This window comes from Ahrensia sp. R2A130 (assembly GCF_000179775.1).
GTDB lineage: Bacteria > Pseudomonadota > Alphaproteobacteria > Rhizobiales > Rhizobiaceae > Pseudahrensia.
On record NZ_AEEB01000022.1, the window covers coordinates 347,494 to 372,430 of the forward strand.

The 24,937-nt window shown below is 55.0% G+C and carries 18 protein-coding genes and 1 tRNA gene; 13 read left to right on the forward strand and 6 right to left on the reverse strand.

The genetic code is table 11. The features are described from left to right. The first annotated feature begins 178 nt into the window (after positions 1-178). A tRNA-Gly gene (locus tag R2A130_RS15015) sits at positions 179-253 on the forward strand. Between the two features lie 578 nt (positions 254-831). On the opposite strand, the gene R2A130_RS15020 is transcribed toward R2A130_RS15015, so the two are convergent. Beyond that, positions 832-6,699, reverse strand: coding sequence for a peroxidase family protein (locus tag R2A130_RS15020; protein ID WP_009758664.1), 5,868 nt, complete (start codon positions 6,697-6,699; stop codon positions 832-834). Between the two features lie 767 nt (positions 6,700-7,466). Between R2A130_RS15020 and R2A130_RS17795 the strand changes: the two genes are divergently transcribed. After that, a complete protein-coding gene (locus R2A130_RS17795) occupies positions 7,467-8,135 on the forward strand; it encodes a winged helix family transcriptional regulator (RefSeq protein WP_009758667.1) in 669 nt (222 codons plus the stop codon). Positions 8,136-8,276: 141 nt separating this feature from the next. Here R2A130_RS17795 and R2A130_RS15030 read toward each other — a convergent pair whose 3' ends face one another. Next, positions 8,277-8,993, reverse strand: coding sequence for a hypothetical protein (locus R2A130_RS15030; protein ID WP_211098056.1), 717 nt, complete (start codon positions 8,991-8,993; stop codon positions 8,277-8,279). Between the two features lie 1,052 nt (positions 8,994-10,045). On the opposite strand from R2A130_RS15030, the gene R2A130_RS15035 reads away from it, so the two are divergent. The 6 genes from R2A130_RS15035 to R2A130_RS15060 all read left to right on the forward strand — a co-directional run bounded on the left by R2A130_RS15035 (position 10,046) and on the right by R2A130_RS15060 (position 15,998). Then, a complete protein-coding gene (locus R2A130_RS15035; RefSeq protein ID WP_083804353.1) occupies positions 10,046-11,089 on the forward strand; it encodes a UDP-glucuronic acid decarboxylase family protein in 1,044 nt (347 codons plus the stop codon). Next, positions 11,089-12,087 carry a UDP-glucose 4-epimerase GalE gene (gene galE / locus R2A130_RS15040; RefSeq protein ID WP_009758671.1) on the forward strand — a complete coding sequence of 333 codons (999 nt, stop codon included), beginning with the start codon at positions 11,089-11,091 and terminating at the stop codon, positions 12,085-12,087. Before R2A130_RS15035 ends, galE begins: the two co-directional genes overlap by 1 nt. Next, entirely contained in the window at positions 12,074-13,939 is a 1,866-nt protein-coding gene (locus R2A130_RS15045; RefSeq protein ID WP_009758672.1) for a glycosyltransferase family 2 protein, read from the forward strand. The genes galE and R2A130_RS15045 overlap by 14 nt, the downstream gene beginning before the upstream one ends. A 62-nt stretch (positions 13,940-14,001) precedes the next feature. Continuing rightward, positions 14,002-14,910: a glycoside hydrolase family 26 protein gene (locus tag R2A130_RS15050; protein ID WP_009758673.1), complete on the forward strand. Its 909-nt coding sequence runs from the start codon at positions 14,002-14,004 to the stop codon at positions 14,908-14,910. 67 nt (positions 14,911-14,977) lie between these two features. After that, the gene (locus R2A130_RS15055) at positions 14,978-15,481 is read left to right on the forward strand and encodes a DUF995 domain-containing protein (RefSeq protein WP_040306117.1); all 504 of its coding nucleotides are present in this window, start codon (positions 14,978-14,980) and stop codon (positions 15,479-15,481) included. A 139-nt stretch (positions 15,482-15,620) separates the two neighbouring features. Beyond that, positions 15,621-15,998 carry a BLUF domain-containing protein gene (locus R2A130_RS15060; protein ID WP_009758676.1) on the forward strand — a complete coding sequence of 126 codons (378 nt, stop codon included), beginning with the start codon at positions 15,621-15,623 and terminating at the stop codon, positions 15,996-15,998. On the opposite strand, the gene R2A130_RS19155 is transcribed toward R2A130_RS15060, so the two are convergent. Further along, entirely contained in the window at positions 15,929-16,237 is a 309-nt protein-coding gene (locus tag R2A130_RS19155) for a DDE-type integrase/transposase/recombinase (RefSeq protein WP_371179397.1), read from the reverse strand. The genes R2A130_RS15060 and R2A130_RS19155 overlap by 70 nt on opposite strands. A 364-nt stretch (positions 16,238-16,601) precedes the next feature. Beyond that, positions 16,602-17,864 (reverse strand): ROK family transcriptional regulator, encoded by a 1,263-nt coding sequence (locus R2A130_RS15070; protein ID WP_009758678.1) that lies wholly within the window; start codon positions 17,862-17,864, stop codon positions 16,602-16,604. A 219-nt stretch (positions 17,865-18,083) separates the two neighbouring features. Here R2A130_RS15070 and R2A130_RS15075 point away from each other — a divergent pair, with 219 nt between their 5' ends. From R2A130_RS15075 to R2A130_RS15095, 5 genes are all read left to right on the forward strand, one after another. Continuing rightward, positions 18,084-19,061, forward strand: a complete 978-nt coding sequence (locus R2A130_RS15075) for a sugar ABC transporter substrate-binding protein (protein ID WP_371179399.1) — start codon at positions 18,084-18,086, stop codon at positions 19,059-19,061. A 122-nt stretch (positions 19,062-19,183) separates the two neighbouring features. Then, on the forward strand, positions 19,184-20,248 hold the full coding sequence (locus tag R2A130_RS15080) for an ABC transporter permease (RefSeq protein WP_009758680.1): 1,065 nt from the start codon (positions 19,184-19,186) through the stop codon (positions 20,246-20,248). Further along, complete coding sequence (locus tag R2A130_RS15085; RefSeq protein WP_009758681.1) at positions 20,245-21,033, forward strand: ATP-binding cassette domain-containing protein; 789 nt, start codon at positions 20,245-20,247, stop codon at positions 21,031-21,033. Before R2A130_RS15080 ends, R2A130_RS15085 begins: the two co-directional genes overlap by 4 nt. A gap of 21 nt (positions 21,034-21,054) precedes the next feature. Then, complete coding sequence (locus R2A130_RS15090; protein WP_009758682.1) at positions 21,055-21,948, forward strand: ribokinase; 894 nt, start codon at positions 21,055-21,057, stop codon at positions 21,946-21,948. Beyond that, positions 21,945-22,628 carry a D-lyxose/D-mannose family sugar isomerase gene (locus R2A130_RS15095; RefSeq protein ID WP_009758683.1) on the forward strand — a complete coding sequence of 228 codons (684 nt, stop codon included), beginning with the start codon at positions 21,945-21,947 and terminating at the stop codon, positions 22,626-22,628. The genes R2A130_RS15090 and R2A130_RS15095 overlap by 4 nt, the downstream gene beginning before the upstream one ends. A 348-nt stretch (positions 22,629-22,976) precedes the next feature. Here R2A130_RS15095 and R2A130_RS15100 read toward each other — a convergent pair whose 3' ends face one another. Next, on the reverse strand, positions 22,977-23,909 hold the full coding sequence (locus R2A130_RS15100; protein WP_009758684.1) for a glyoxylate/hydroxypyruvate reductase A: 933 nt from the start codon (positions 23,907-23,909) through the stop codon (positions 22,977-22,979). 5 nt (positions 23,910-23,914) lie between these two features. Continuing rightward, a complete protein-coding gene (locus R2A130_RS15105) occupies positions 23,915-24,919 on the reverse strand; it encodes a TRAP transporter substrate-binding protein (RefSeq protein ID WP_009758685.1) in 1,005 nt (334 codons plus the stop codon). Between the last annotated feature and the right edge of the window lie 18 nt (positions 24,920-24,937).

Consider the following 24,937-nt stretch of genomic DNA (forward strand, 5'->3'; position numbering starts at 1 on the left):
TTCTTGGCGCAGCGTTTGCGCTATCACGAACAGATGGGGTCAACCGAGCGCGATGTCCACCGCAGCCTTATGGAATGGCGACTTCGGTTATTGACGAAAATCCCTGAAATTTGGTCTTGCAATCGCCACGGTGGTGAAGCATAACCGCGCCGCTGCGGCAAATGCCAAAGCCGTCCGAGCGGGCGTAGCTCAGGGGTAGAGCGAAACCTTGCCAAGGTTTAGGTCGTGAGTTCGAATCTCATCGCCCGCTCCAATTTTTCAAAAGCTTGCAAGTGAATCGTAGCTCTAGCTGATTCACAGCTCATGCCCTCATTCAAAGTGATTTCTATATCATTTCACAGTGTCCAAACGGGCAAGGTGCTCAAAGCCGTTGGCTTTGGCATGTTCGCTCTATCGCTGAGCTACGCCCTTTGGACATCCATTCGAATCGCAGAAGCGGCACAGCATCCGCTCAACATGGCACGTAGTGAACTACATATTTTCTGGAGATGATCTTGCCTGTAGCATCGCATAACCCGCGCGGGTATTTCACCGATCTACGGAACTCAGCCGTCTGAGCAATGACATGCCGCTGCTCGCGCCAACATCAAAGTCAAAGCGCCTCAAAGAGCATTCAAAATTGTCTTCACTGGAAACTAAGCTACATCGCCACCGCGTTTTAGCCAGTCGCCAATTGAGTCATGAAGCGTCGATGGCGGTGGTGCGCTTAACGTGAATTCAACGGCTGTCCGTTGATACCGCGAAGCCACGACGATCAAAAATGATCGCCGTGGCCCACTTTTTCGTCCACTCGTGGCCCGGTTGGGCATGGGCAGGGGTTGGGCCCCGATCCTAGACGAATAGGTAGTCGTCGGTCGTCAGCTCATAGGTGCCGAGAAGTACGAAATAGTCAGTTGTCGTGCCATCGGTCACTTCGTAAGCAGCGCCACCGGCGTTGCGGTCAACCTCTGTTAACGTGGCACCGGCGCCGTAGCCGGACAATTCGATACTGTCGCCTATAGCTGCTCCAGCACCGTCGAAGCCGAGAGCGATGTAGTCCACGCCACTATCACCGGCGACGAATATATAGGTATCGTTGCCTCCCAAGCCTACGAGATAGTCGGCACCGCCCGCACCATTGATGCGGTCATCACCGGCCGATCCGTACATGGAGTTACTCATCGCATTACCGGTACCTGTAAGGCCTGCGTTCTGAAGAATGAGGTTCTCGATGTTATCGGCAAGAGTGTAGTCGACAGCTGCATAGACCGTGTCCTGGGTGCCTTCTCCAGCAAGTTCCACGATCACGTCAGCACTTTCAGTCACGGAGTAGAGATCGTCACCGAGACCGCCGATCATGGTATCGATACCGGCACCGCCACCGAGAATGTCGTTACCTGCACCCCCGATAAGAGTGTCGGCGCCATCATGACCCAACAAGAAGTTGTTTCCCGAATTACCGGTGATCATGTTGTCGAGTGCGTTGCCATTGCCGTCAAAGTTGCCCGAGCCGGTGAGGGTCAGATTCTCGAAATCCGACAACAACGTGTAAGTCGACTCTATTTCTACCGTGTCGATACCGGACCCACCTGATCCGGCGGTCTCGTCGATTACGTCACCTATATCGTCAATGACGTAGGTGTCGTTCCCGGCACCGCCAGCCATGTAGTCTGCACCGGTGCCGCCATCGAGTCGTTCGTCACCCGAACCACCGAGAAGCGCATCATCGCCACCTTCACCGAACAGCATACTGTTGAAAGCGCCGCCATAAATAGCGTTGCTGCCCGCGTTGCCGTGAAGTTCCTGAGCAATGCTACCCACTCCGATTAGGGTTTCCACGTTAGCTCCCAAGGTGAAGTCCGAGGTGGCGTAGACTGTATCGATGCCTTCTCCAACGGCTTCGATTACCAGATCGCCGACATTGTCGACGGAATAGATATCGTCTCCAGTGCCACCCGACATGCTGTCAGCACCTTCGCCGCCAATGAGGTTATCATTACCGCCCCCACCGATAAGGGTGTCATCTGAACCGAGGGCCACAATGTGATCCTGATATGCAGAGCCGATGAGGTTATCGACCATCGGTGTACCGATGACGAATTCCTTGGCGCCATTGATGGTGACAGTGACGACACCCTGGTCTGACAGGCCGCCTTGATCTTCGACCGTGTAGGTCAGCGCGATCGTGGCGACTTCGCCCGGGTTCATTCGGTCGATTATGGACTCCATTCCGGGCAGACCCGCTCCGGGATCAAAGGAAACGTTGGAGCCGGCAGCAGAGAAGTAGCTCTGCAGTGTTGCCAGCTCACCAGCGCTCAACACGCCGAGCCCCGTAACATCACCCGCGGTCAAGGCACCAAGTACGGTGACGGTAAGCGGTCCACCATCTGCATCGGTATCATTCCCGGTGACGTTGAAGATTGCTGCCTGGTTTTCAATGATTGCGTCAGGCGCATCGTCCACCGCGACCGGAGCCTCAGTGTTGACGGGTGGTCCGACGGTCACATTCACGGTTGCGACATTGCTGAGGTTGTCGAGCGATTGATTGTCGTTGGCCTGATACGTGAAGCTAGCTGGACCTTGGTAACCCGTATCCGGTACGAAACTGACCGAACCGTTCAGGTTGAGCGTTGCAGTGCCACCAAGGCCACTGACCACGTTCGCCACACTGAGAGCATGTCCATTTGCATCGGTATCGTTGCCAAGAAGTTCGGCAGCAGTGATGACAACAGTCACGTCCTGCGTAGTGGACGCCATATCATCAACCGCAACCGGCGCAGTGTTCAATGTTTCATCAACGTCAGTAATGTGAATTGCTACATCGTGCGTAACAATCGGGCGACCGGGCCCGTCCTGAGCACCGATGGTGACGTTATAAATGTTGTCACCTCCGATATCGTTTGCAGCTTCGAAATCGGGCGCCGAGTTGAACCGAAGTTCGCCGTTCACGAGGTTGAACAGGCCAGCATCAGGACCACTGAGAGTGTATGTATGGTCCGGACCGACTGTATCATTGTCATCGGTCTCAGCGCGGTAGACCACCACGCCGTTTGCTGTGTTCTCTTGAACATTTGCGCGTTCGCCAGACGTCCAGCGGGCTTCGTTATCATTCACGTCCTGAATGTTCAGCGTGAGGTTCAGTGCCGAGCCACCACCGGTATTGTCCGCGACCTCTACGGTCACATGATATTGTGGCTTGGCCTCGAAGTTGGCGTTTGTACCAGCGCCGCCACCGATAAAGTGCAGGTTCTGAGTTCCACCCGGTTGGTTCACTAAAGTGAATGCAGCCGCATCGGCACCGGCCAGCGTGACCACGTTGCTTGTGATGATACCGTCTGGATCTTCGATCCGGATGGTGCTGATGAAGCGACCAGTGGCCGAGTTTATCGCATCGCCATCCATGATGACATCGCTCATCACCGCGCCATCCACATCGGTGCCGAACTGGCTGCGTGCTTCCGTATCATCGAGGAAGATGAGCGGTGCTGTTGCACCAGAACTCACATTCACGATCTGATCGTCAAAGACGAGGAATTCAACGCCGTTCAATGTATCGGTGTTGGTCCCTACAGGAGCTGCAATTTCTGTCACAACAAGTCCGCCGAAGGTGCCCGGTGCGATTGTGTAATCCGCCCGGTTGCCTGCAAAGATGACCTGATCAACACCGGCACCGCCGTTAATATTGTCGTTGCCTTCCTGACCGGAGATCACGTCGTCGCCGTCGCGACCATCTATGGTGTCGTTCCCGGCACCGCCAAAGATGGCGTCAGGTGCGGCTGGGTCAGCGGAACCGAAGATGATGTCGTTGTGTTGCGTACCTCGCAGCTCTTCGATGTCCAGATAACTGTCGCCACGTGCGTGACCGGTGGAAAGAGCCGAGTCGTCCAGGTCGATCGTCAGACCCTGAATGCCCGGTGTTCCGGTTGCAAACGTGGAGTTCCACGTTTCGTAGGAAGCGATGTCGTAGCCTCCAACGCCACCATCCATCGCATCAGCGCCTTGGCCACCGATCAGCAGATCGTCACCAGCGCCACCGACCAGAGCATCATCGCCACGGCCACCGATGAGAATGTCATCGCCTGCTTCGCCGTCAAGTGCATCGTTGCCGTTGTCACCGAAGAGAAGATCGTGACCTTCGCCGCCGAGGATTTCGTCATCCTGCGTGCCGCCATGAATTACGTCATCGCCGTCGCCACCCAGAAGAGCGTCGAAACCGGCATCGCCGAAGATAACGTCGTTGCCTTTACCGCCCGTGATGGCGTCGTCCTCGGTACCACCGTGGATTTCATCGTCGCCATCGTCGCCGCGGATGAAGTCCACGCCATCATCACCGAAGATAACGTCATCACCGTCGCCGCCGTAAAGGTGGTCGTCGGCTAGGCCGCCATGGATTTCGTCGTCGCCGCCATCACCCCAGACGGTGTCATTGCCGTTGCCGGCACGGATGATGTTGGCATCGTTGGTACCACCGATAACCTCATGGTCTTCTGCCGTTACGTCGGAGGCGGTGAAGTCCGTTTGACCCAGACTGCTTAGCTCGTGGTATGAGTCCGGCGTACCGAAAGCGTCGCCGTGCATATGGGTTGCGCCAGTACCGCGCATCAAGATGTCGGAGAAGGTCTGACCCTCGATCTGGTCGAGAATGTTCCCGCCGACCCGGCCCAGATAGTAGAACCTATCACCATCCTGCATCGCAATCATCTGATTGGCAAAGACGAAGTCGAAGGTGGAACCGAGCATACCGGTAACCCCGCCGACAACGACCTTGGCTTCTGCAAGGCCACCCATCCAAAGGTCAATGTCTTCCAGACCCATATCGCGTCCGGCACCGGAGCCCATGAAGGCTGCATCGTTGTCGATCTTGTCCTGTGCCAGGGTGCGAGCGTCATCCAGCCTGTTTTCCGCACGGGCCAAATCAATGGCCATATCATGGGAATAGGCAGCGACGAAGTTCACCAAGGAGCCCGGGTTAAGCAAGTTATTGCCGAATTCGGTCCAGCTTTCGTAAGGCTTCAGCGCCGTGTCACCACCGGTTGCTGCAAACAATTCGGCTCTCGTCTGGTTCAGCGAACCGAGACCAGCTTCACGACCGCGCGCAATATTCAGTGCGGCAAGGTCGAGGGATAGTCCCACAAGGAAGTTACGCAGACCGCCGGAGACGAACTCATCAATCTCGTGACCCGCTTCCATTTGGGCGCCTTTGACGAAATCGGCAGCGCCAGTTTCATCGAACATGACCGGATTGAGAAATGAGTCGACCAGCGTTTCCGTCGTCACCTGACCTGCAGCATTAGCTGCTGTGACGTTGTCAGTCAGCATCGAGTGGCCAAGGCGGTAAACAGCATGGGCAAACTCGGCTGTGATGATCGGGTTGACCTCCACATTGTAGCTGCCGAACTCATCAATGTTCGGGCTGATACGACGGCCGAATTCTTCGAACACCATGTGCTGGTACTGCATCTCATTGATCAGCTTGGCAGCATTGAAATACATTTCGCCTGTCCAGCCAGCGGCAAAACCGCTCTGGATCTGATCTTGTTGTTCCACGTAATCGCGCACCATTTCCAGAATGCGCGTATGCTCTTCATGGAAGGCATGGTGAATGGATGTCAGCGCGACATTTTCGTTGACGCGACCATCGCCAGCTATGCGGTGGGCATCAAGAAGCTCGTTGTCATACTCACCAGCGGCCGGTGGCGGCGCGCCGAAACCGTTGGGGTTGATGATCGAATCTGCATCCGCAATCAAGCCGCCGCCTGGGTTTGCGTTATGCGCGATGTCAGCAAGGAACGGCTGTCCGGTTTCTGAACCCGGTGCAAATTCACCCAACCCGCCATTGGCTGCCGGGTCCCACATCGCGGGATCTGGAATGTTCAGGACATGCGCGTCTGTCAGCATGACAGTGGCAGGATCAGCACCGGCTTGTGCCTGCGCCCACATATTTGCGTTGGCCTTGATGTCTGCCCACGTGGCCATGCCGCCATCAGCACCCTGCACCAGATCACCGGTCGCATCGCCGTTAACGTCATATTCCATCAGGTAGAACGTGGTGGAAGCGCGTGAGCCATAGGTCTGGCTCTGCTCAACGAATGGTGCTGTTGAGTTGGTCAGTTCGCCTTGGGCATCCAGCGTACCGCGCGTTAGCGGCATGAAATTGAAAGCGCCTGGGTCCGAGTTGTAAAGTGGATCACCCGGCAGGATTGGTATCAGGACGCTGCCATTGCCACCCTTGTTCACGAAGTCGAGGCCGTGGTCGAAGAATTGACCGAAGAAGGTCATCAGCGTGTTGAACGGCAAAGTACCTTGGCCAGGATCACCTGCATTGGTGAGGTCGGCTGGAACAGCTGGATTAGCAGCGGATTCGTCTGCAATCAGATTGGAAACCGTGCGTGGATTGTTGCCAAGATTGGCTTGAGAGAAGCCTGCGGTCATCGCGTTGCCCGGGCCGTAGACGAAGTTTTGATCCGGCGTCAGCGCAAGCGGTGATGTGTCCGTATCAACCCAACGCAAGAATGGCTGATCGACCGTACCAAACGTGTCGGTATCAACGATACGACCATACTGATCGACGATCATTTGATGCGTAATGTTGTTATTGGAACCTTCAATGGCACGAATGCCAAGCGGGCTGAGAACGTCTCCTCCTGGGGGTGGATTTGCACCCAAAACGACTTGCTCGTTGAGGAAAAGAAGATCGGCGATGTTGATGTTGGCAACCATGATTATTTACTCCCTGCTACTACTCAAATCCACTGACAGAGGGCCAAACGAAGACCCCGCCCCGATCAACAATGATCGAACGTCAACGGCTTTCGTTTCTTCACGGCGCGAAGAAACGTGAACTATGAAGGATCGACTACGGGCACATAATTGCTCTGTACGGGCAATATGATCTCGTAAAGCGGAAGTTAAGTCCCCACCCGCTCCACATTTTGCCGACGGTATAATTGCCCCATCACCGGCAAGGTAGGAGTGATCCTGAAATCAGTATTTGTAACGATGGATAAACTGTCACGTTAAGAATTTCGTAACTTTTATAAAATTTGTAATCTAAGGTGCTGATGTCATCTCTTGAAATTGAAAAGTTCAAACCCCGTTCTTATCGAACGCCTGAATTGCTGATCAACATGCATTTGCGTGAGGGCTCAGGCCAACATGCCCAACAAGGTTGAGAAGCCTCGCTTCACAAGCGGCTGCAGGGCATAAAAATAGAAAAATTACTTCTTTTTACTCCAGAGCCAAAAATTCATGATTACAGAAATTCAATTCCCCATAAAATACGGAAATGAAATATTACAAATATTGAAATAAACCAAATATAGATCAATCTCTCAATATCACATTGGTGGCGAATATTGTCATCTCATTGACAAATAACGTTTTTCACGTAAATTCCTGTGAGCGCGGCATATTGGAATGAGGAATGGAGTTCCGTAAGCGGGCGACGGAATTGGCAATGCTGTGATGTAGGTTTGGGGAGAACCGCAATGCTAGTCGTTGACTATAATGGGGCCGAAGGGGCTTGGTCCGGTGCAGAAATTATCGGTCTGCTTTCAAAGCTGGGCGCTTGCGCAAGTTTAGCGCCAAACCTTGATGAGGGGCGCAGAATTCTCTCAGGCGGCCCGATCAGATGCCTCACTCTTCGCAACTGGGATGCTTCTCCAGCCGCGGTCGAATTCCTGACGCGGTCCCGGTCCGACTTTCCGGCCCTCACAATACAGGTGGTAGGTCGGGACAATGAACCGGCTCATATCGCATCGGCATATGACAGCGGATCTGACCACTTCATTCGCTCCGATTGCTCACCTCAGGAGATGGAGGCCCGGCTTAGACAGATACTGAGTGGCTCCACGCCATCATCTACCGATGTGTCTGTTGATGATTTGCAAGTCTGGCGGGACTCCCGGATAGCATTCCGTGCAGGCACCCCGATCCAGCTATCAGGCAAGGAGATGGAAATTCTCCGCTATATGGTAGCCAGAAAAAACCAAGCCGTTAGCAGGGCCGAGCTGCTGGAGAAGGTGTTCGGCATAGCTCATGACCCTGGCACCAATATCGTTGAGGTGCATATTCACCGGCTGCGACGGAAGATTGATTCAGGCCAAAGCCACAAGCTCCTTACCACCATTCGCGGTACAGGCTACGTGCTGGGATGAAGTTGGCTTAACTTGGCCTCCCACTTTCTTCGTTGGATTTTGAGGTTGGCACATGAGTTATCGCAAGGTGGGGTGTGTAGAGACGCCCATCGCCAGATGAGGGATAGCAAGAGGCCGCTTGCCCAACACTCGTCACTCCGTTCAGGCCGCAACCTCTACGATGCGGTATTTCGTTTCAATGACGCGCAGCACTGCATGTAACATGATCAGTATACCGGCCATCTCCAGCAGCTCTTCCAAGGCACTGATGATCAAATAGGGCGTGTTGCGAAACGTGCTGTCGGCCACGAATGCGCCCACAGTCTCCAAAACCAATGCGCCAGTCAGGAAAACGCAGCCCGCGAGAACGAACCGCCACCGCGTTTCTTTAGGCAGGGCCAGCAACCAGCGCATGTAGGCCGCAGCTACCACAAGTACGACAATACCACCTGGAATAACCCAAGCGAAACGAGCATCCAGCGTTCCTGGGATCGTGTAGTCGCCTATGGCAAGCCGCCATAAGCCATGCATGTCGGTGGCTTCGTCCAATGACATGTACACGAATATAAGCGCTAAACCCCACCAAGCAGCTGACGGCGCAAGTCGCTTACGCTGTTGGTACGCTATGAACGCTAGGCATTGGGCAACAAGGGACAGTTGCACGACCGAATACCAATTGGGGATGCTGTTCTCTTTCGTGACATCGAACAGATACCCGTAATTGTTGACGGGCGTTGTCCAGCCACCACAGTTTTGGCTAATCCAACAAAATTCCACAACGATATGAATAAATGCAAAAACGACTATTACGAGAGCGATAAACGCCACAATATAATCGTGGATATGACCATTATTTATTTCAGAGTGAGATAAATTCAACGCCATTCCCCAAAATTTTAGTGCTCACATTATCATTGTAGAATTTTTGCGTCATAAAATTCAATTTTCATTGAATTCCAAATCAAATTAAAAATTTTAAGAATAGAGAATTGATGAAATTCCTTATTAGATATTCCGAAATATGCTATCATCCAAAGATCGTCTTTATGGATATAAGACGTGATCAGCGTCACCTACGCCTAGCCTTATTCAAGTCTTAGCTGCTGCTGATCGTTAACGTGATTTTTAGATATTTCCCTCAGTGTTGAGACATACGCACACGGCACCGTCGACTCGTATCGAACTCGGTCAGTACGGCCTGCCTTTGTTGTGCCCAAGCACTGCTCGGCGAGGCCCCATGCTGAATCCCAAACATCTGACAACCATCCTTTGCCTACTGTGCTTAGCTGCGACATCCTCAGCCTGTGCTCTACAAAGCAAGAGCTCCTACAGTCCGCAGGTCTTGGAGAAAACATCGGCGGGATACGCCGCTCAAAAACCATCGACCAGAAAACTGGCGGTGCGGGGTGTAAATGTGAAAAGGTCACAGCGCTCGTTTTCAGCTTCAAAGTCGGTGGCGCCCAAACGTACCAGACAGGCTTACATAGGCCGCGCATCTTATATTTGTTCACCCGCTGGCTTCGGCAGAAAATCACGATGCTTTGCGCGGGGCGCAATCTAGTATTGCGCGAACACTACGCGACACGCGGATAAAAAAATCAAACAAAAAATGAATAATTATTATTACAAGAAATTGTAATATTTCTCGATAATGACATTTACATGAAATAATATTTACCTAATATTTTATTATATTGTAATTTTCGAGATAAATTAACTTATTATTATACATTTCATTGACTCTCCAATCATCTGCCACTCACTCTAAGCGATATAAATAGAGGGCGGTTGTTGTGCGTATTGGTATGCCGGGGCTCTAAAATGCTGAGGGATGGGCAGTTCGAAAGCGGTTAGCTGTTTGAATTCTCTAGTGTTTGGTGGCTACCTTCGAGTTTTTCGAATGCTGCACAGCAACCCGTAAGGGTGCTGACATGCGTAAGATTCAAAATATTGGAACGAAGATTTCACTGAGCTCAATCGGCCGGTCTGGAAAGAAACAAAGTAGAAAAACGATACTGGTTGCAGGTGGAGCCGGGTTCCTGGGTTCCCACCTCTGCAAGCGCCTTCTGGACGAGGGCCACACGGTCATCTGCGCTGATAATTTTCAGACAGGCCGATCCGCAAACGTGCTGGAGTTGACGACGAACTCTTCATTCTCGGTCATCCGTCACGACGTCATAAAGCCGTTGAAGCTGGCTGGGCCTCTGGACGAGATCTACAATCTCGCCTGCGCCGCATCACCGCCAAAGTACCAGCAAGACCCCATCCATACGATGCAGACTTGCGTAAACGGCACACTCAATTTGCTCAACATGGCACGCGATAAGGGAGCACGCTTCTTTCAGGCTTCGACATCGGAGGTCTACGGTGACCCTGTCGTTCACCCGCAGTCGGAAGGGTATTTTGGGAACGTCAATCCGTATGGTCCCCGCTCTTGTTACGATGAGGGCAAGCGCGCGGCGGAGGCTCTTTGCCATGATTTTGCGGAGCGTTACGATGTGACCGTCAAAGTTGCCCGCATTTTCAATACTTACGGCCCACAAATGCTGGCCGATGATGGACGCGTCGTCTCCAATTTTATCGTTCAGGCATTACGGGGCGAGCCGATTACTATCTACGGTTCTGGCTCACAGACACGATCGTTTTGCTATGTTGATGATCTCGTTGATGGCATCGTTAAACTCATCCGCTCCGATGGCAGTGTCACGACTCCGGTAAACCTAGGAAATCCGGTCGAATTCACGATCCGTCAACTGGCAGAACTGGTCATTGAGCAGACCGGCACCGGATCACATTTGAAGATGTGCACATTGCCCGTCGATGATCCCAAGCAGCGTCGCCCGGACATTTCCAAAGCCAAACAGACGCTGAATTGGGAACCGTCTATCATGCTAGCTGAAGGCGTGCGTCGGACAACGGCTTATTTCGCATCTCAGTTGCAAGCCGAACCACAGGCCATATCGGAGTCGGCGTGATGACCAATGCTCCTATCCTGGTGACAGGGGGCGCGGGTTTCATTGGCAGTCACACATGCAAAGCGCTCGCCGCTTTGGGCTATAAACCTATTACCCTGGATAACCTAAGCACCGGTAACGCCGGTTCCGTGATGTGGGGACCTCTGATTGAGGCGGACTTGCAAGACACGGAACGTGTGGCGGCCACGCTTATGTCAAACAACATCGACACGGTCATTCATTTTGCGGCTTCAGCCTATATCGGCGAGTCTATGACGGACCCGGGCAAATATTACCGTAACAATGTTGCTGGCATGGTTTCGCTACTCGAAGCGTGCACAGTGGCAGGCGTCGACAAGATAATTTTTTCAAGCAGCTGCGCGACATACGGCATTCCAACAACGCTCCCTATCCGGGAGACGGAACAGCAAAAGCCGATCAATCCGTATGGACGAACCAAGCTGATCGGTGAAGAAATGCTGGCCGACTACGCGGCAGCCTACGGCTTGCGGTATGTCATTCTGCGCTACTTTAATGCGTGCGGCGCAGACCCGGACGGGGAGCTTGCAGAGTGGCACGACCCTGAGACCCACATTATCCCCCTCGCCCTGCGTGCTGCAGCGGGCACGAACGATAAATTACTAATCTACGGAACCGATTACGACACGCCCGATGGCACTTGCATCCGTGACTACATCCACGTTTGCGACCTTGCTGTCGCTCATATTTTGGCACTCGAACACCTATGCGATGGTGGTGAGAACCTTGCCGTTAATCTGGGAACCGGCACCGGCCTGTCACTGCTAGACGTCGTAAGCGAAATTGAGAAAGCCACGCATCGTACGGTACCTGTGCAATTGAATGCACGTCGCCCCGGAGATCCACCATGCCTATATGCTGATGCCTCGCTAGCGCGTGAGACGCTAGGCTTCGTGCCTCAGATGTCTGACATCGAGTCTATCGTGCGAACTGCAGGTCCAAGCTTTGGGCTGGAATTGGTCGATCATGCAGACGCGTGAGCACATCCCGTTACCAGACATGATGCGACCCGGTCTTGAATTGCCCGCAGAAAGGCCGCGGCAGTATCTGGAACACGCTCTGACGGGTCGTCAGCGGGTCAAATACGGCGCTCTATTCGCGCTATGGCTCGGTTGTGCAACGTTCTTTTGGAACTGGTGGTTGACGCCCGAACACAATATCGGCGGCGTTCGGTTTGCAGCTGTCTCGCTGGGTATGGGCTGGATCTATTTCCTGCAGTTCTATTTCCTGGCAATGTTCATGCAGGCAAAAACCAGCCGGTCCGATCCGCAGTTTGAATCCGTGCCACGAGTTGCGATGGTGGTGACCAAGACGCCGACAGAGCCGTTCTCGATCGTTCGTTCCACGTTGTTGGCCATGCTTGCACAGGACCATCCTCACGATACCTGGCTCGCAGACGAGAACCCGACAGAGGACACACTTCGCTGGTGTCACGACAACGATGTAAGGGTTTCGACACGTCACGGCTGCACTGACTATCATCGCGCAGCATGGCCTCGCCGAACACGCTGCAAGGAAGGCAATCTTGCATTTTTCTATGACCGGTACGGATACGAAAACTACGACATAGTCGCCCAACTGGATGCCGACCATGTGCCTCAACCGGGCTATCTTGCCGCGATGGTCGCACCGTTTGCAGACCCGCTAGTTGGTTATGTATCGGCGCCGAGTGTCTGTTCCAGCAATGAGACAGAAAGCTGGTCGGCAAGGGCACGCTTGCACAGCGAAGCACTGTTCCATGGCGTTCTGCAGTCTGGCTACACCGGCCGTTGGGCTCCTATGTGTATCGGCTCTCATTATGCGGTTCGCACGCAAGCGCTACAACATATCGGCGGGCTCGGGCCCGAACTGGCGGAAGACCATTCCACAACCATGATGATGAATGCGGGTGGCTGGCGCGGCGTTCACGCAATCAATGCCAGCGCAATTGGAGCCGGCCCGTCCAGTTTCGCTGACATGGTGACGCAAGAGTTTCAGTGGTCGCGAAGTCTGCTGACGCTCTTGATGAGCTATACGCCGCGCTCTTTCACGGCCCTACCGGGCAAACTCAAATTCCAGTTCGTTTTCTCTCAGCTCTGGTATCCGCTGTTCGCACTTTTCATGGCAACAATGTATCTGATGCCCATCGCGGCGCTCGGCTTCGGCATACGCTTTGCAAACGTAACCTACCCAGCATTTCTCGGACATCTGCTACCAACAACTGTAGTGCTGGTATTAGCAGCCTACCAAATGCGCCGCGACGGTCTCTTCAGACCGCTTGATGCCAAGGTCATCAGCTGGGAAAAAATGCTTTTCCCGTGCGCGCAATGGCCTTGGGTTCTGTGGGGCTGCCTGATGGCGGTCGCTGATCGCATAACAGGGCGTTTCGTCGATTTTCGCATCACCCCAAAGGGGACTGGTGAAGTTGATCTGCTGCCGCTACGTGTCGTGCTGCCCTATGCCGTCTTGGCGGTTGGTTCACTGTTGCCGGTGTTGTTATTTCACGATGTGCGCGAGGCACGGGGTTTCTATCTGCTCGCGACGGTGAATGCGCTCCTCTACACCGCGCTATTTGCCGTGATCCTGTTCAAGCACTGGCACGAAAACGACATTGGCTGGAGCACGACCCCCCTGCACCAGATTGGCCAAACCTCATTAGCAGCAGGTCTGGTCGCGATGTCTGTGTCGGCAATTTCCCAAAGAGGTTTGGACGGCCTTGATGCTCTGTCAAAGGGGTTGGAGCCACTCGTATTGACCCAAACCAAATTCCTTGCATCCGGCGCAGGTCGGTCACCGGCAGGCACGGTGCGTATTTATTTCCAACCGCGATGGGAAAAGGAAGCAGACCGATGACCCGCTTCAAACCTTGCGCCATCCGGTTCTGTGCCACCGATCATCGAAGAAGGAGCTAGATAATGTTCGCACGTTTCACAATGCCAAGCGTTAAATTCAAAATACTGTCCGGCCTGATAGCATCCGTGGTGTTCACCTTCACCGCAGTTACTGTTGCAGCCCCGCCAGGCTCTCTCAATTTCGGGGCGTATGACCCCGGAGGCGATTTCTCGTCAGACACTGACGTGCAGATCGAACACCTATTTCTACCCTGGGAAGATGTCGATCTCGCCAGCCTGCCCGCTGCAGATGCCTATGCCATTGAACGAGGACGCTCACTGCTGGTCACGCTCGAACCTTGGACATGGACACGAAATGAGCGGAATACTGCCGAGGCCTTGCAGACCGGAATTTCAAACGGGCGTTACGATGAAAACGTCCGACAGGTCTGCTCCAGTCTGGCAAATTTAAAAAGCAACGTAACCCTTCGCTGGGGTCACGAGATGGACGATTCCGAAGGTCAATTCATCTGGTCCGGTTGGGATCACGAAACCTATATCGCAGCTTACCGCCGAGTCATCGACACTTGCAAAAAGACAGCGCCAAATGTGCAATACATGTGGTCGCCCTTTGGGCGTGAAGACCTGAAGGAATACTACCCCGGAGACGACTACGTTGACGTTGTCGGCCTAACTATTTTCGGCCTGCAGAAGTGGGATAACGATAAATTCGGTCGCGATAGAACGTTCAAGGAAATCCTCAAACCCCGCTATGATCTGGCGGCAAGTCTCGGCAAGCCAGTGATTGTTGCCGAGCTCGGGTATGTGGGCGACACCGCATATGTTGCGGCTTGGGAAAGCACGGTGCGCCAAAAGCACGCCGAATTTCCAGCCCTGACCGCTGTCATCTATTTCAACCAGAAAGAAGTTTACCCGTGGCCGGAAAACTACGGTTTTCCAGACTGGCGCGTGGGCTCAAGGGTTCTGAATTAAACCACTCAACATCAAGCAGCTTTAGCCGCTGCTACGCAAACTAAATGGGAAATGGGGAGAAACGACAATGAGGTATTTGATAGCAACGGTATTTTTGGCGGCTTCGGTCGCATTGGGAACTGGGGCAGCCTCGGCTGCAAGCGTGGCTGAACGAGCAGAAGCGGCAAGACCAATGTCGATCAACGAACTGTTCAAGCTCTACCATAACAGATCCTGGATCTGGGGGCGGGGCGCGGGCTTTATGGCCAACAGCAAGAGGCGTTTCACCTCCATCATTTCTGTCCGTGAAGGAAAATATGGTGAGGGCAACTGGTATCTGCCCGGCAAAGGGAAAATGTGCTTTCGCGCCATCTGGCATGGCGGTGGCGGCTCAGCGCGTGCGGTGACTTGCTTTTCCCATCATATTGCCGGTCGGCGCATCTATCAACGCCGGGAGCCCGATGGAGAGTGGTACATTTTCAAGAACAATCCCACGCGCATGAAGGATGAAATCCGGAAGGTACGCTACGGTGACTACGTTCAGCACCGGTTGAAAAAGGTCTTGAAGAAGAAGCGCAACACATCGCGTTAGGAGTTTTCGGCTCTTAACAGAATTGGCAAGGCAGCCGGCATATATCGTATTGTTTCAGTTGGTTTAGCAGCGTGCCGCATGGGATGCGCTTACGCATAACTTGAGACTGGTTCGTCCGTGAGGTATCCATCCAATTAAGATGAGGCTCGCCATTGGCTGGCAGGTTTCAGAAAAATTGCGAGGACACCAAGTGATCAGGCTATTCTACGTGAGCACTGCATCTGCATCTGTTGATCAAAAGACTATTGACCAGATCGTCACGAAATCAAACGTATGGAACGTCGAGCACGACATCACTGGCGCACTGTCCTTCAATGGCAAGAATTTCGGTCAGATTTTGGAAGGTCCAGAGGCAAACGTGCTGATGCTTATGGATTTGCTGAAATCCGACAAACGGCATTCCGGACTCGTTGAAATCCGGCGGATCTCAATAACCCAGCGTGCATTTTACGACTGGGGCCTGAAGCTAATAGAAGGCCCCGACTTCAAGGATTTCATCGCGATAATGCATGAGTGATTCCAGTTTTCTGTGTGACCATTCACTGCGTTGCCTATGACTTTCATCGAAGCGCCGTAAGGCCGAGGCTTGTCCGTTACGATGACGTGTGGCCGACCGTAGCGTTTCATCGATCTCCTGATGAACTTTAATGCGGCCTTACGATCACGGCGTTTGGTGACGTAGGATTCCAGCATTTCACCTTCGTGATCTATAGCCCGCCACAGATAGTGCGTCTCGCCGTTAATCGCCACAAACACCTCGTTCAGATGCTACCGCCAATTCGAATAGGCATACATCTTTTGGACGCCACGTTTACGGATTTCGGCAACAAACAGAGAACCAAATCTATTACACCAGAAGCATATCGTTTCATAGCTTGGGTCGATGCCACGCTCGTGCAGCAGATCCTCGACATTCCGCAGTGAGAGCGAAAACCGGACATACATCATCATCGCCACGCAGATGATCTCGGGTGATATTTCGAAATAATGAAAGGGTAAGCGATTGGTCATTGCAGGACGCTAGATGGCTGTCAGTTCAATCCCAAGAAATGCTCCTGAGGCAACGCCATCGGGCGAACTTATGCTTGTTCGCGCTGAATGCAAAGCTCCGCTCACGCCCCTAAGGGCTGTATCCCCATGGTTGCGCCGTTTCGCCTGGAGAGAACAGAACATCGCGATCCAGCAGATAGCGGTGTAGCAGAGGTTGGCTTGCGCCGCCTATGGCGCGGGCATCCGGGCCGATGGTACCGGAGCGGGGTTCGGGGCGGGCTATGCCGCTGAGATCGAGCCTGTCCAGCGCCTGATCGACGGCTTGTACCAACCGTGCGCGGATGGCCGGGGGAAATGCGCCGTCTATAACGACGTGGCGCACGTCCAGCACCGCGCAGCAGGAAATCGCGGCCACAGCAAGAGCTTCTGCCGCCCGTTCGATCCAGCGGCGGATCACGTCCCGCGCGCCGCCCCAGTCGTCCGGCTTCGCCCATATGGCAGCAGGATCGAGACCGCGATCCACGAGCATCCGCTCCAGTTCGAACAGTGAAGCATGATCGCCCAACTGGCTGGACCCGCCAGATAGCGGCACGGGTAACGACCCGAGTGCACCAGCGTTGCCGGTGCGCCCGCGAAACAACGTGTCGTTGAGCACAAGTCCACCACCGGCGAATGTGCCGATGAAGATGTAGATGAAATCCGACAGTTCCCGTCCCAAGCCGAAAACGAGTTCGGCACCGCAGGCGGAGGTCGCATCGTTAATGGGATGCACGGGCAATCCGGTGGCCGTTTCGATACCGTCCATGAAACCAGGCTGCTGCCACTGCTCCATCTCGTCAGCGGGACCGCCCACCTTCACCGCCCACTTCCACAATTCGAAGGGAACGGAAATACCGATCCCGGCAATGCGCGCGTCCTGGTCCGCCGTGAGGCGAGAGCGGAATTGTGAGATGGATGTTATGGCAAATGACTTGATGTCGTCGGGGCGCGGATATTCGAACACCAAACGCGCGCGGTCCACAACACGCCCCACGAAGTCGATCAGCACCACATCCGCACTGCCGCGACCGATCTTCAGACCGATAGAAAATGCGCCACGTGGATTGATCCGCATCGGCACCGACGGTTGCCCGACGCCACCGCGCTGGCGCTCTCCACGCAGCAGCAGGCCGTTGTCTTCCAAGGCCCGAACAATAACAGAGGCTGTCTGCGCCGACAGGCCGGAATGACGGGCGATTTCCGATTTCGACATGGCGCCACGGCGGCGAACCAGCGACAGAACCAGCCGCTCGTTATAGGCACCCACCCGCATCTGGTTCGACCCACCACCGCGCTTTACCCCGCGCTTGGCAGTCGCTGGCGTGAAGGGGTGTACGTTATCGAGCGGTTCCATAGTGGCTTCCTAACCAGTCTTACAGCGCGCGGCAAATCGCGACCGCATTGCCAAAAATTATTAAATCAGTTGAATTTATTTATTGACGCGCCCTCGTTGGTGATGACAGGAAAGGGTCCGCACGGGCACAAAAGAGGCTCGTTCGTGACATTAAACGGGAGAGAAACCATGAAGACCACACTCATCACTTCAACGCTGGCCGGTCTGGCCCTCAGCGCAATGTCCACCGCAGCAATGGCCGATGCGCACGCAACATCGGCCTGCCTCATCACCAAAACGGACACCAACCCGTTCTTCGTGAAAATGAAGGAAGGCGCGACCGCCAAGGCAGAAGAGCTAGGCATCACGCTAAAAAGCTATGCCGGTAAGATCGACGGCGATTCCGAAAGCCAGGTCGCAGCAATCGAAACCTGCATCGCCGATGGTGCCAAAGGCATTCTCATCACCGCATCCGATACGAAAGGCATCGTGCCAGCCGTTCAGCAAGCCCGCGATGCCGGTATTCTGGTCATCGCTCTCGACACACCGCTGGAACCTATCGACAGCGCAGACGCCACGTTCGCCACGGACAATTTTCTCGCCGGTGAACTGATTGGCAAATGGGCTGCTGCCACGTTGGGTGACGAAGCCGCCAACGCCAAGATCGCCATGCTCGACCTCGCCGTGTCACAGCCGTCCGTCGGCGTGCTGCGTGACCAGGGCTTCCTCACCGGCTTCGGCATCGATGTGAAAGATGTGTCCAAATGGGGTGATGAAGATGATGCCCGCATCGTCGGCAACGATGTGACCGCAGGCAACGAAGAAGGCGGTCGCACAGCGATGGAGAATCTTCTCACCAAAGACCCTGAAATCAACGTCGTCTATACGATCAACGAACCAGCCGCAGCCGGTGCCTATGAAGCGCTGAAGGCCGTTGGCCGCGAAGGCGATGTGTTGATTGTTTCCGTCGATGGCGGTTGCCCGGGCGTGGCCAACGTGAAGGACGGCGTCATTGGCGCAACTTCACAGCAGTACCCGCTGCTCATGGCATCCAAAGGCATCGAAGCCATTGCAGCCTTCGCCAAGGACGGCACGAAACCCGCGCCCACCGAAGGCAAGGATTTCTTCGATACCGGCGTCGCGCTGGTAACCGACAAACCTGCTGACGGCGTGGAGTCCATCGACACTGTCAAGGGCAAGGAATTGTGCTGGGGCTAAGGCCACTAACACGATTTGCGAAAGGGGCGGCACAGGTCGCCCCTTTTCATATCAACCGACCTGTGACGAGATAGGCATGAAGCCTGCGACCGGTTAGGCGAACGGCATTTGGGAGAAAGCCTATGGCAGGCAAGGATGATGACTACGACAGCGTGCTGAAAGGCAGCGACAACCGTGTGGCTTCGTTTACGACAGGCCGTCGGTCGCCGGTAGAAACGGTGCAGCATGTGCTGCATTCCTACCCGGCATTGGTCCCCCTCATCGTGCTGGTCGCATCGCTCGTGGTGTTCGGTCTGTTATTGGGATCGAAATTCTTTTCGCCCTTCGCGCTTACGCTCATTTTGCAACAGGTTGCCATCGTCGGCATCGTCGGTGCCGCGCAAACGCTCATCATCCTGACAGCGGGTATCGACCTATCGGTGGGTGCCATCATGGTGTTGTCATCGGTGGTGATGGGGCAATTCACTTTCCGCTACGGGCTACCGCCGGAGCTTGCCGTTATTTGTGGTCTGGCTGTCGGGGCATTCTGCGGCTTCATCAACGGCGTTCTGGTTGCCATCGTGCGGTTGCCCCCGTTCATCGTGACGCTGGGCATGTGGCAGATCATCCTGGCGACCAATTTCCTCTACAGTTCCAACGAAACCATCCGCAGTCAGGATATCGCGGCAGCGGCACCTATCCTGCAATTCTTCGGAGAGAAGATACGCATTGGCGGGGCCGTCTTCACCTATGGGGTGATCGGGTTCGTGGTGCTCGTTGCTGTGCTGGCATATGTGCTCGCCAACACCGCATGGGGCCGCCACGTCTATGCGATCGGCGATGATCCCGAGGCTGCCGAACTGTCCGGCATACGCGTCAAACGCACGCTTATTTCCGTCTATGTGACCGCCGGTCTTATCTGCGCCTTTGCAGGCTGGGCGCTTATCGGGCGGATCGGCTCGGTATCGCCCACAGCTGGGCAATTCGCCAATATCGAAAGCATCACAGCGGTGGTGATCGGCGGCATATCGCTGTTCGGCGGGCGTGGTTCCATTCTCGGTATGTTGTTCGGTGCGTTGATAGTCGGCGTCTTCTCGCTTGGTCTGCGCCTCATCGGCACGGACCCGCAATGGACCTATCTGCTGATCGGCCTTCTCATCATCTCCGCCGTTGCGGTGGACCAGTGGATCAGAAAGGTATCAGCATGACCGCGCCCGATTACACGAAGCCGGTTCTGCAGGGCCGCAATCTCGTCAAACGCTACGGCCGCGTCACCGCGCTGGACAGTGCTGATTTCGATTTGCACGAGGGCGAAATTCTCGCCGTGATTGGCGATAACGGAGCCGGTAAATCCACCATGGTGAAAGCCGTGTCGGGTGCCATTGTTCCCGATGGGGGCGAGGTGCTGTTGGAAGGCAAACCCGTCCATTTTACCGCACCGCAGATGGCCCGCGATGCGGGTATCGAAACGGTGTATCAAAACCTTGCCCTGTCGCCTGCCCTGTCGATTGCCGACAACATGTTCATGGGTCGCGAGTTGCGCCATCCCGGTATTTTGGGCTCCGTGTTCCGCAAGCTGGACCGCAAGCGAATGGAAGAAATCGCGCGTGAAAAGCTATCCGAACTCGGACTGCTTACGATCCAGAACATCAATCAGGCAGTGGAGACATTGTCTGGCGGGCAACGGCAGGGCGTAGCCGTGGCACGAGCGGCAGCCTTTGGTTCCCGTGTTGTCATTCTGGACGAACCGACCGCAGCGCTCGGCGTGAAAGAGAGCCGCCGCGTTCTCGATCTCATTCAGGACGTGCGCTCGCGGGGCATCCCGATCGTGCTCATTTCACACAACATGCCCCACGTTTTCGAGGTCGCTGACCGCATCCATGTCCACCGTCTCGGCAAACGGCTCTGCGTCGTGGACCCGAAAGAATACACCATGTCGGATGCTGTGGCGTTGATGACGGGCGCGATGACGCCGGACACCGTTCCGGCGTGATGAACGAATGAAAGCGCCATCGTGACAATCTACAATATCGGTTCGATCAACATCGACACGACCTTTCGCGTACCGCATCTGCCTGCGCCTGGAGAGACTATTGCCGCAACAAGCGTGACCCGCCAACTCGGTGGCAAAGGCGCGAACCAAAGCGTGGCGATAGCCCGTGCCGGTGCTGCGGTTGTGCACATCGGAGCAGTTGGAACAGACGGACGTCCGCAGTTGGCGCAGATGCAATCTTTCGGCGTCGATACGAAACACATTGCGGTGCTGGACAATATCCTCACCGGACAGGCGATCATTCAGGTCGATGATGCAGGCGAAAACGCCATCACCTTGGAAACCGGCGCAAACGGTATGCTCGACCACGCATGGATTGATCGTGCATTATCCAGCGCATCGACGTCCGACACGCTGGTGTTGCAAAACGAGACCAACGATACCGCCGCTTTCGCGGCTGCCGGTCGAGAACGGGGCATGAAAATCATCTGGTCAGCGGCACCGTACGACGCTGATATCGCCAAGCAGATGGTGCCGTTGGTGAACCTGATCGTGCTCAACGAAACAGAAATGCAGCAGCTTTCAACTTCCAACATCGACCCCACACGGCTCGACGAGATTCAGCGACTGGTGACGGCAGGGTCTGCCGGTGCCACTTACTTCGCCCCACAAGCCGAACCGCTTTATGTGTCTGCCCACAAGGTTCAAGCCGCGGACACGACCGGCGCGGGTGACACGTATATCGGCACTTTCATTGCAGCGCTCGATAGCGGTGCAACCTATCACGACGCGATGTTTCGCGCCTCGGCCACCGCAGCCCTCCACGTTACCCGCGCAGGCGCAGCAAACAGCATTCCGCACCGTGCCGAAGTGGATCAATGGCTAGAAACGCAATCGGAGAAACACGCACAATGAAACGTTCGCGCATCAACGCCATTATTCATGACGCCGACGCTTTTATCCGGTCACACGGTTTCGTCCTGCCACCTTTCGCCTACTGGTCGCCGGACGAAATGAGGGCACGACGCGCAGAAATCGATGGCATCGTCGATGCCCGCCTAGGATGGGACATTACCGATTATGGCGCGGGGCAATTCGACACGATGGGTCTGTTCCTCTTCACCACGAGAAATGGTCGCCTATCCGATCTTCAAGCTGGCGGCGGCATGGCTTATGCCGAGAAGATCATGATTTCGCGGAAGGACCAGATTTCCCCGATGCACCGTCACATCGTGAAAGCAGAAGATATCATCAACCGCGGCGGAGCGACCCTTGCTATCGAGATGTTTGAAAGTGATGCGGACGGACATATCGACCAGAAAAAATCCGTCATCGTTTACTCAGACGGTATCCGCCGCGAGTTCCAGCCGGGCGGCACCATCCATCTGGCACCGGGAGAGAGCGTCACGCTGATGGCAGGCAACTGGCACAAATTCTGGGGCGAAGGCGGTGATGTTCTGATCGGCGAAGTCTCCACCGTCAACGACGACCACACCGACAACATCTTCGAACAACCCATAGGCCGTTTCGCCGAAATCGAAGAAGACGAGCCGCCACGTCATTTGCTCGTTTCCGACTATGGTCGGTGGTTGTGAAACTGTTGGTGTGGGAAGCAGCAAACCGATGGCGTTGATCCATTACTTCAAGTTCGAAGACACCACTAGAGTGCATTGAACGCTTCACCCGTCCATGGGTTAAGTCACAAATGCAGCAAGCTACTCCCACCACGCAAACTTGAACGTTTGTGCGCCTGGCTCCACTATTTCGGCAGTTTCCGAATTGCGGTCCTTGCTCCGCCCATTCCAAAGCAGGTCATAGACTGCATTCGAATCAATTCTGTGCACATTGTCTCGTGTCAAAAACGGTTCTTAGGTATGAGTTCAACCTACTGAACATCTTCTTTCAGGATGTATCGTGGTGTCCACGATGTCTCCTTCCGACCATCAGTATCCCTTCGAGACAAACGTCGCGTCCGGCACATCTTCACCATTTTCGAACTTGCAGATGTTGGAGGCGATGACCTTTCCGCCGGATACAGGGTCGACGAGAGAGGCGATGTGCGGGGTGATGAGAATATCGTTACGGCCCCACAGCGCATTGTCCGTGGGCAATGGTTCCTGATGAAAGACGTCCAGCGTCACACCTGCCAGATGGCCGCTGTCGAGGAGCGCCAGCAGATCGGCATCCACCAGATGCGGCCCGCGGGCGCAGTTGATGATTTTGGCTCCCTGCGGCATTTGCGACAGGTTCTTGCGGTTCAAAATGCCTTCGGTTTCCGGCGTCAGCGGAAGCAGACAGACCAGAATTTCGGTGCGGGCTAAAAAGTCAGGCAGGGCGTCGCTACCCGCATATGACGTCATGCCTACAACCTGCGCGCCGGAGCGTGACCAGCCTGCAACATCGAACCCCATGGCGATGAGCGCGGTGACCGCAGAACGGCCGAGTTCACCCAGACCCATGACGCCCACACGGCGGTTCTGCGCGGTTGGTGTCATCACCTGATCCCACCGCCCTTCCCTGCTCGCCTTTTCAAGGCGCGGCAGTTCACGGTGATGGCGCAACACATGCAGCATCACATATTCGCACATGCGCTGCGTAAGATCCGTGCCTTTGGTTTTCAGCACGGGAACATCTGCGGGATAGTCCGTATCGGCCGCGATATGGTCAATACCCGCACCGATAGAGATGCAGGCTTTCACGTTGGGAAAGCCCGCCACCCAGCCGGTCGGTGGTTTCCAAGCTACAGCGTAATGCACATCGCCCGGTCGGGTCACCGCCTCGTAATCCAGCACTTCATGGTCCGGCAGCAGGCCGCCCAGATGGTCGACCCACCAGGCGCGCCGCTCCGGGTTCGGCAGATAAACAGCGATGCTCACCGCGCTTAGTTGCCTTTGCCGATATGCGCTTCCACGGCGGCAATCACGCCGTCGGGAATGGCGCTGCCGTCCACCTCTTCCATCAAAACTTTGCGGACGGAATCGCGGAAGACGGCACGCTCGTCATCGGACAGTTCCACGATGGTCATGCCCTTGGCTTTCAGATCGGCTTCCAGATTTTTGGTGAAGTCCACCATGGCTTTCACGCCGGTATCAGCCGCTTTTACCGCAGCGCTGGCTACGGCTGCGCGATCGGCTTCGGACAGTTTCTGGTAGGAGGCTTCGCGCACCAAAATGGGCAACACGCTCATCTGATGCTGGGTCTTGGTGAGGTATTTCTGAACCTCGTAAAATTTGGCCGCGTAAAGAACGGGTATCGGGTTTTCCTGCCCGTCCACCGTGCCTTGGCGCAACGCCTGATAGGTTTCAGGCCACGCCACCGGCGTCGGTGCAGCGCCAAGACCTTTCACATTGGCCAGCGACATGGGGTTTGGCACGGCGCGGATTTTCTTGCCTGCAAGATCGGAAGGCTTGCTCACCGGCGTGTCGGTGGTGGTGAGGTTTCGCGTGCCGTAAAAGAACGGCGACAGGATGCGTAGCCCGCCTTTTTCAAGCAGCGTCTGGCTCCACTTCGCGCCAAGCTCCGGCGCTTCCAGAACCGATTTCATCTGCGCCCATTCATCGAACATGAAACCGGCAGCGGTGACGTTCAACGCCGGTTCGATTTCTGACAGCATGTTGTAGGGCGTGAATGATACGTCGATCGCGCCGGACTGGATTTGCGCAAACAGTTTGCGGTTGTTGCCCAACTGTGCGGCAGGGAAAATCTGGATGGCAACGCGGCCTTCGGTGGCGGATTCGACTTCTTGTTTGAAGGCTTCTGCCGTGATGAAAGCCGGATCGCCTTCACGCAGCACATGGGCCATGCGAAGGGTCACGTCTGCTGCAAATGCTTGCGCTGTCATCAATGCGCCGATTGCGGTGGCGAGGGCTAATTTGATCGGTTTCATGGTCGTTCTCCCGTTTGG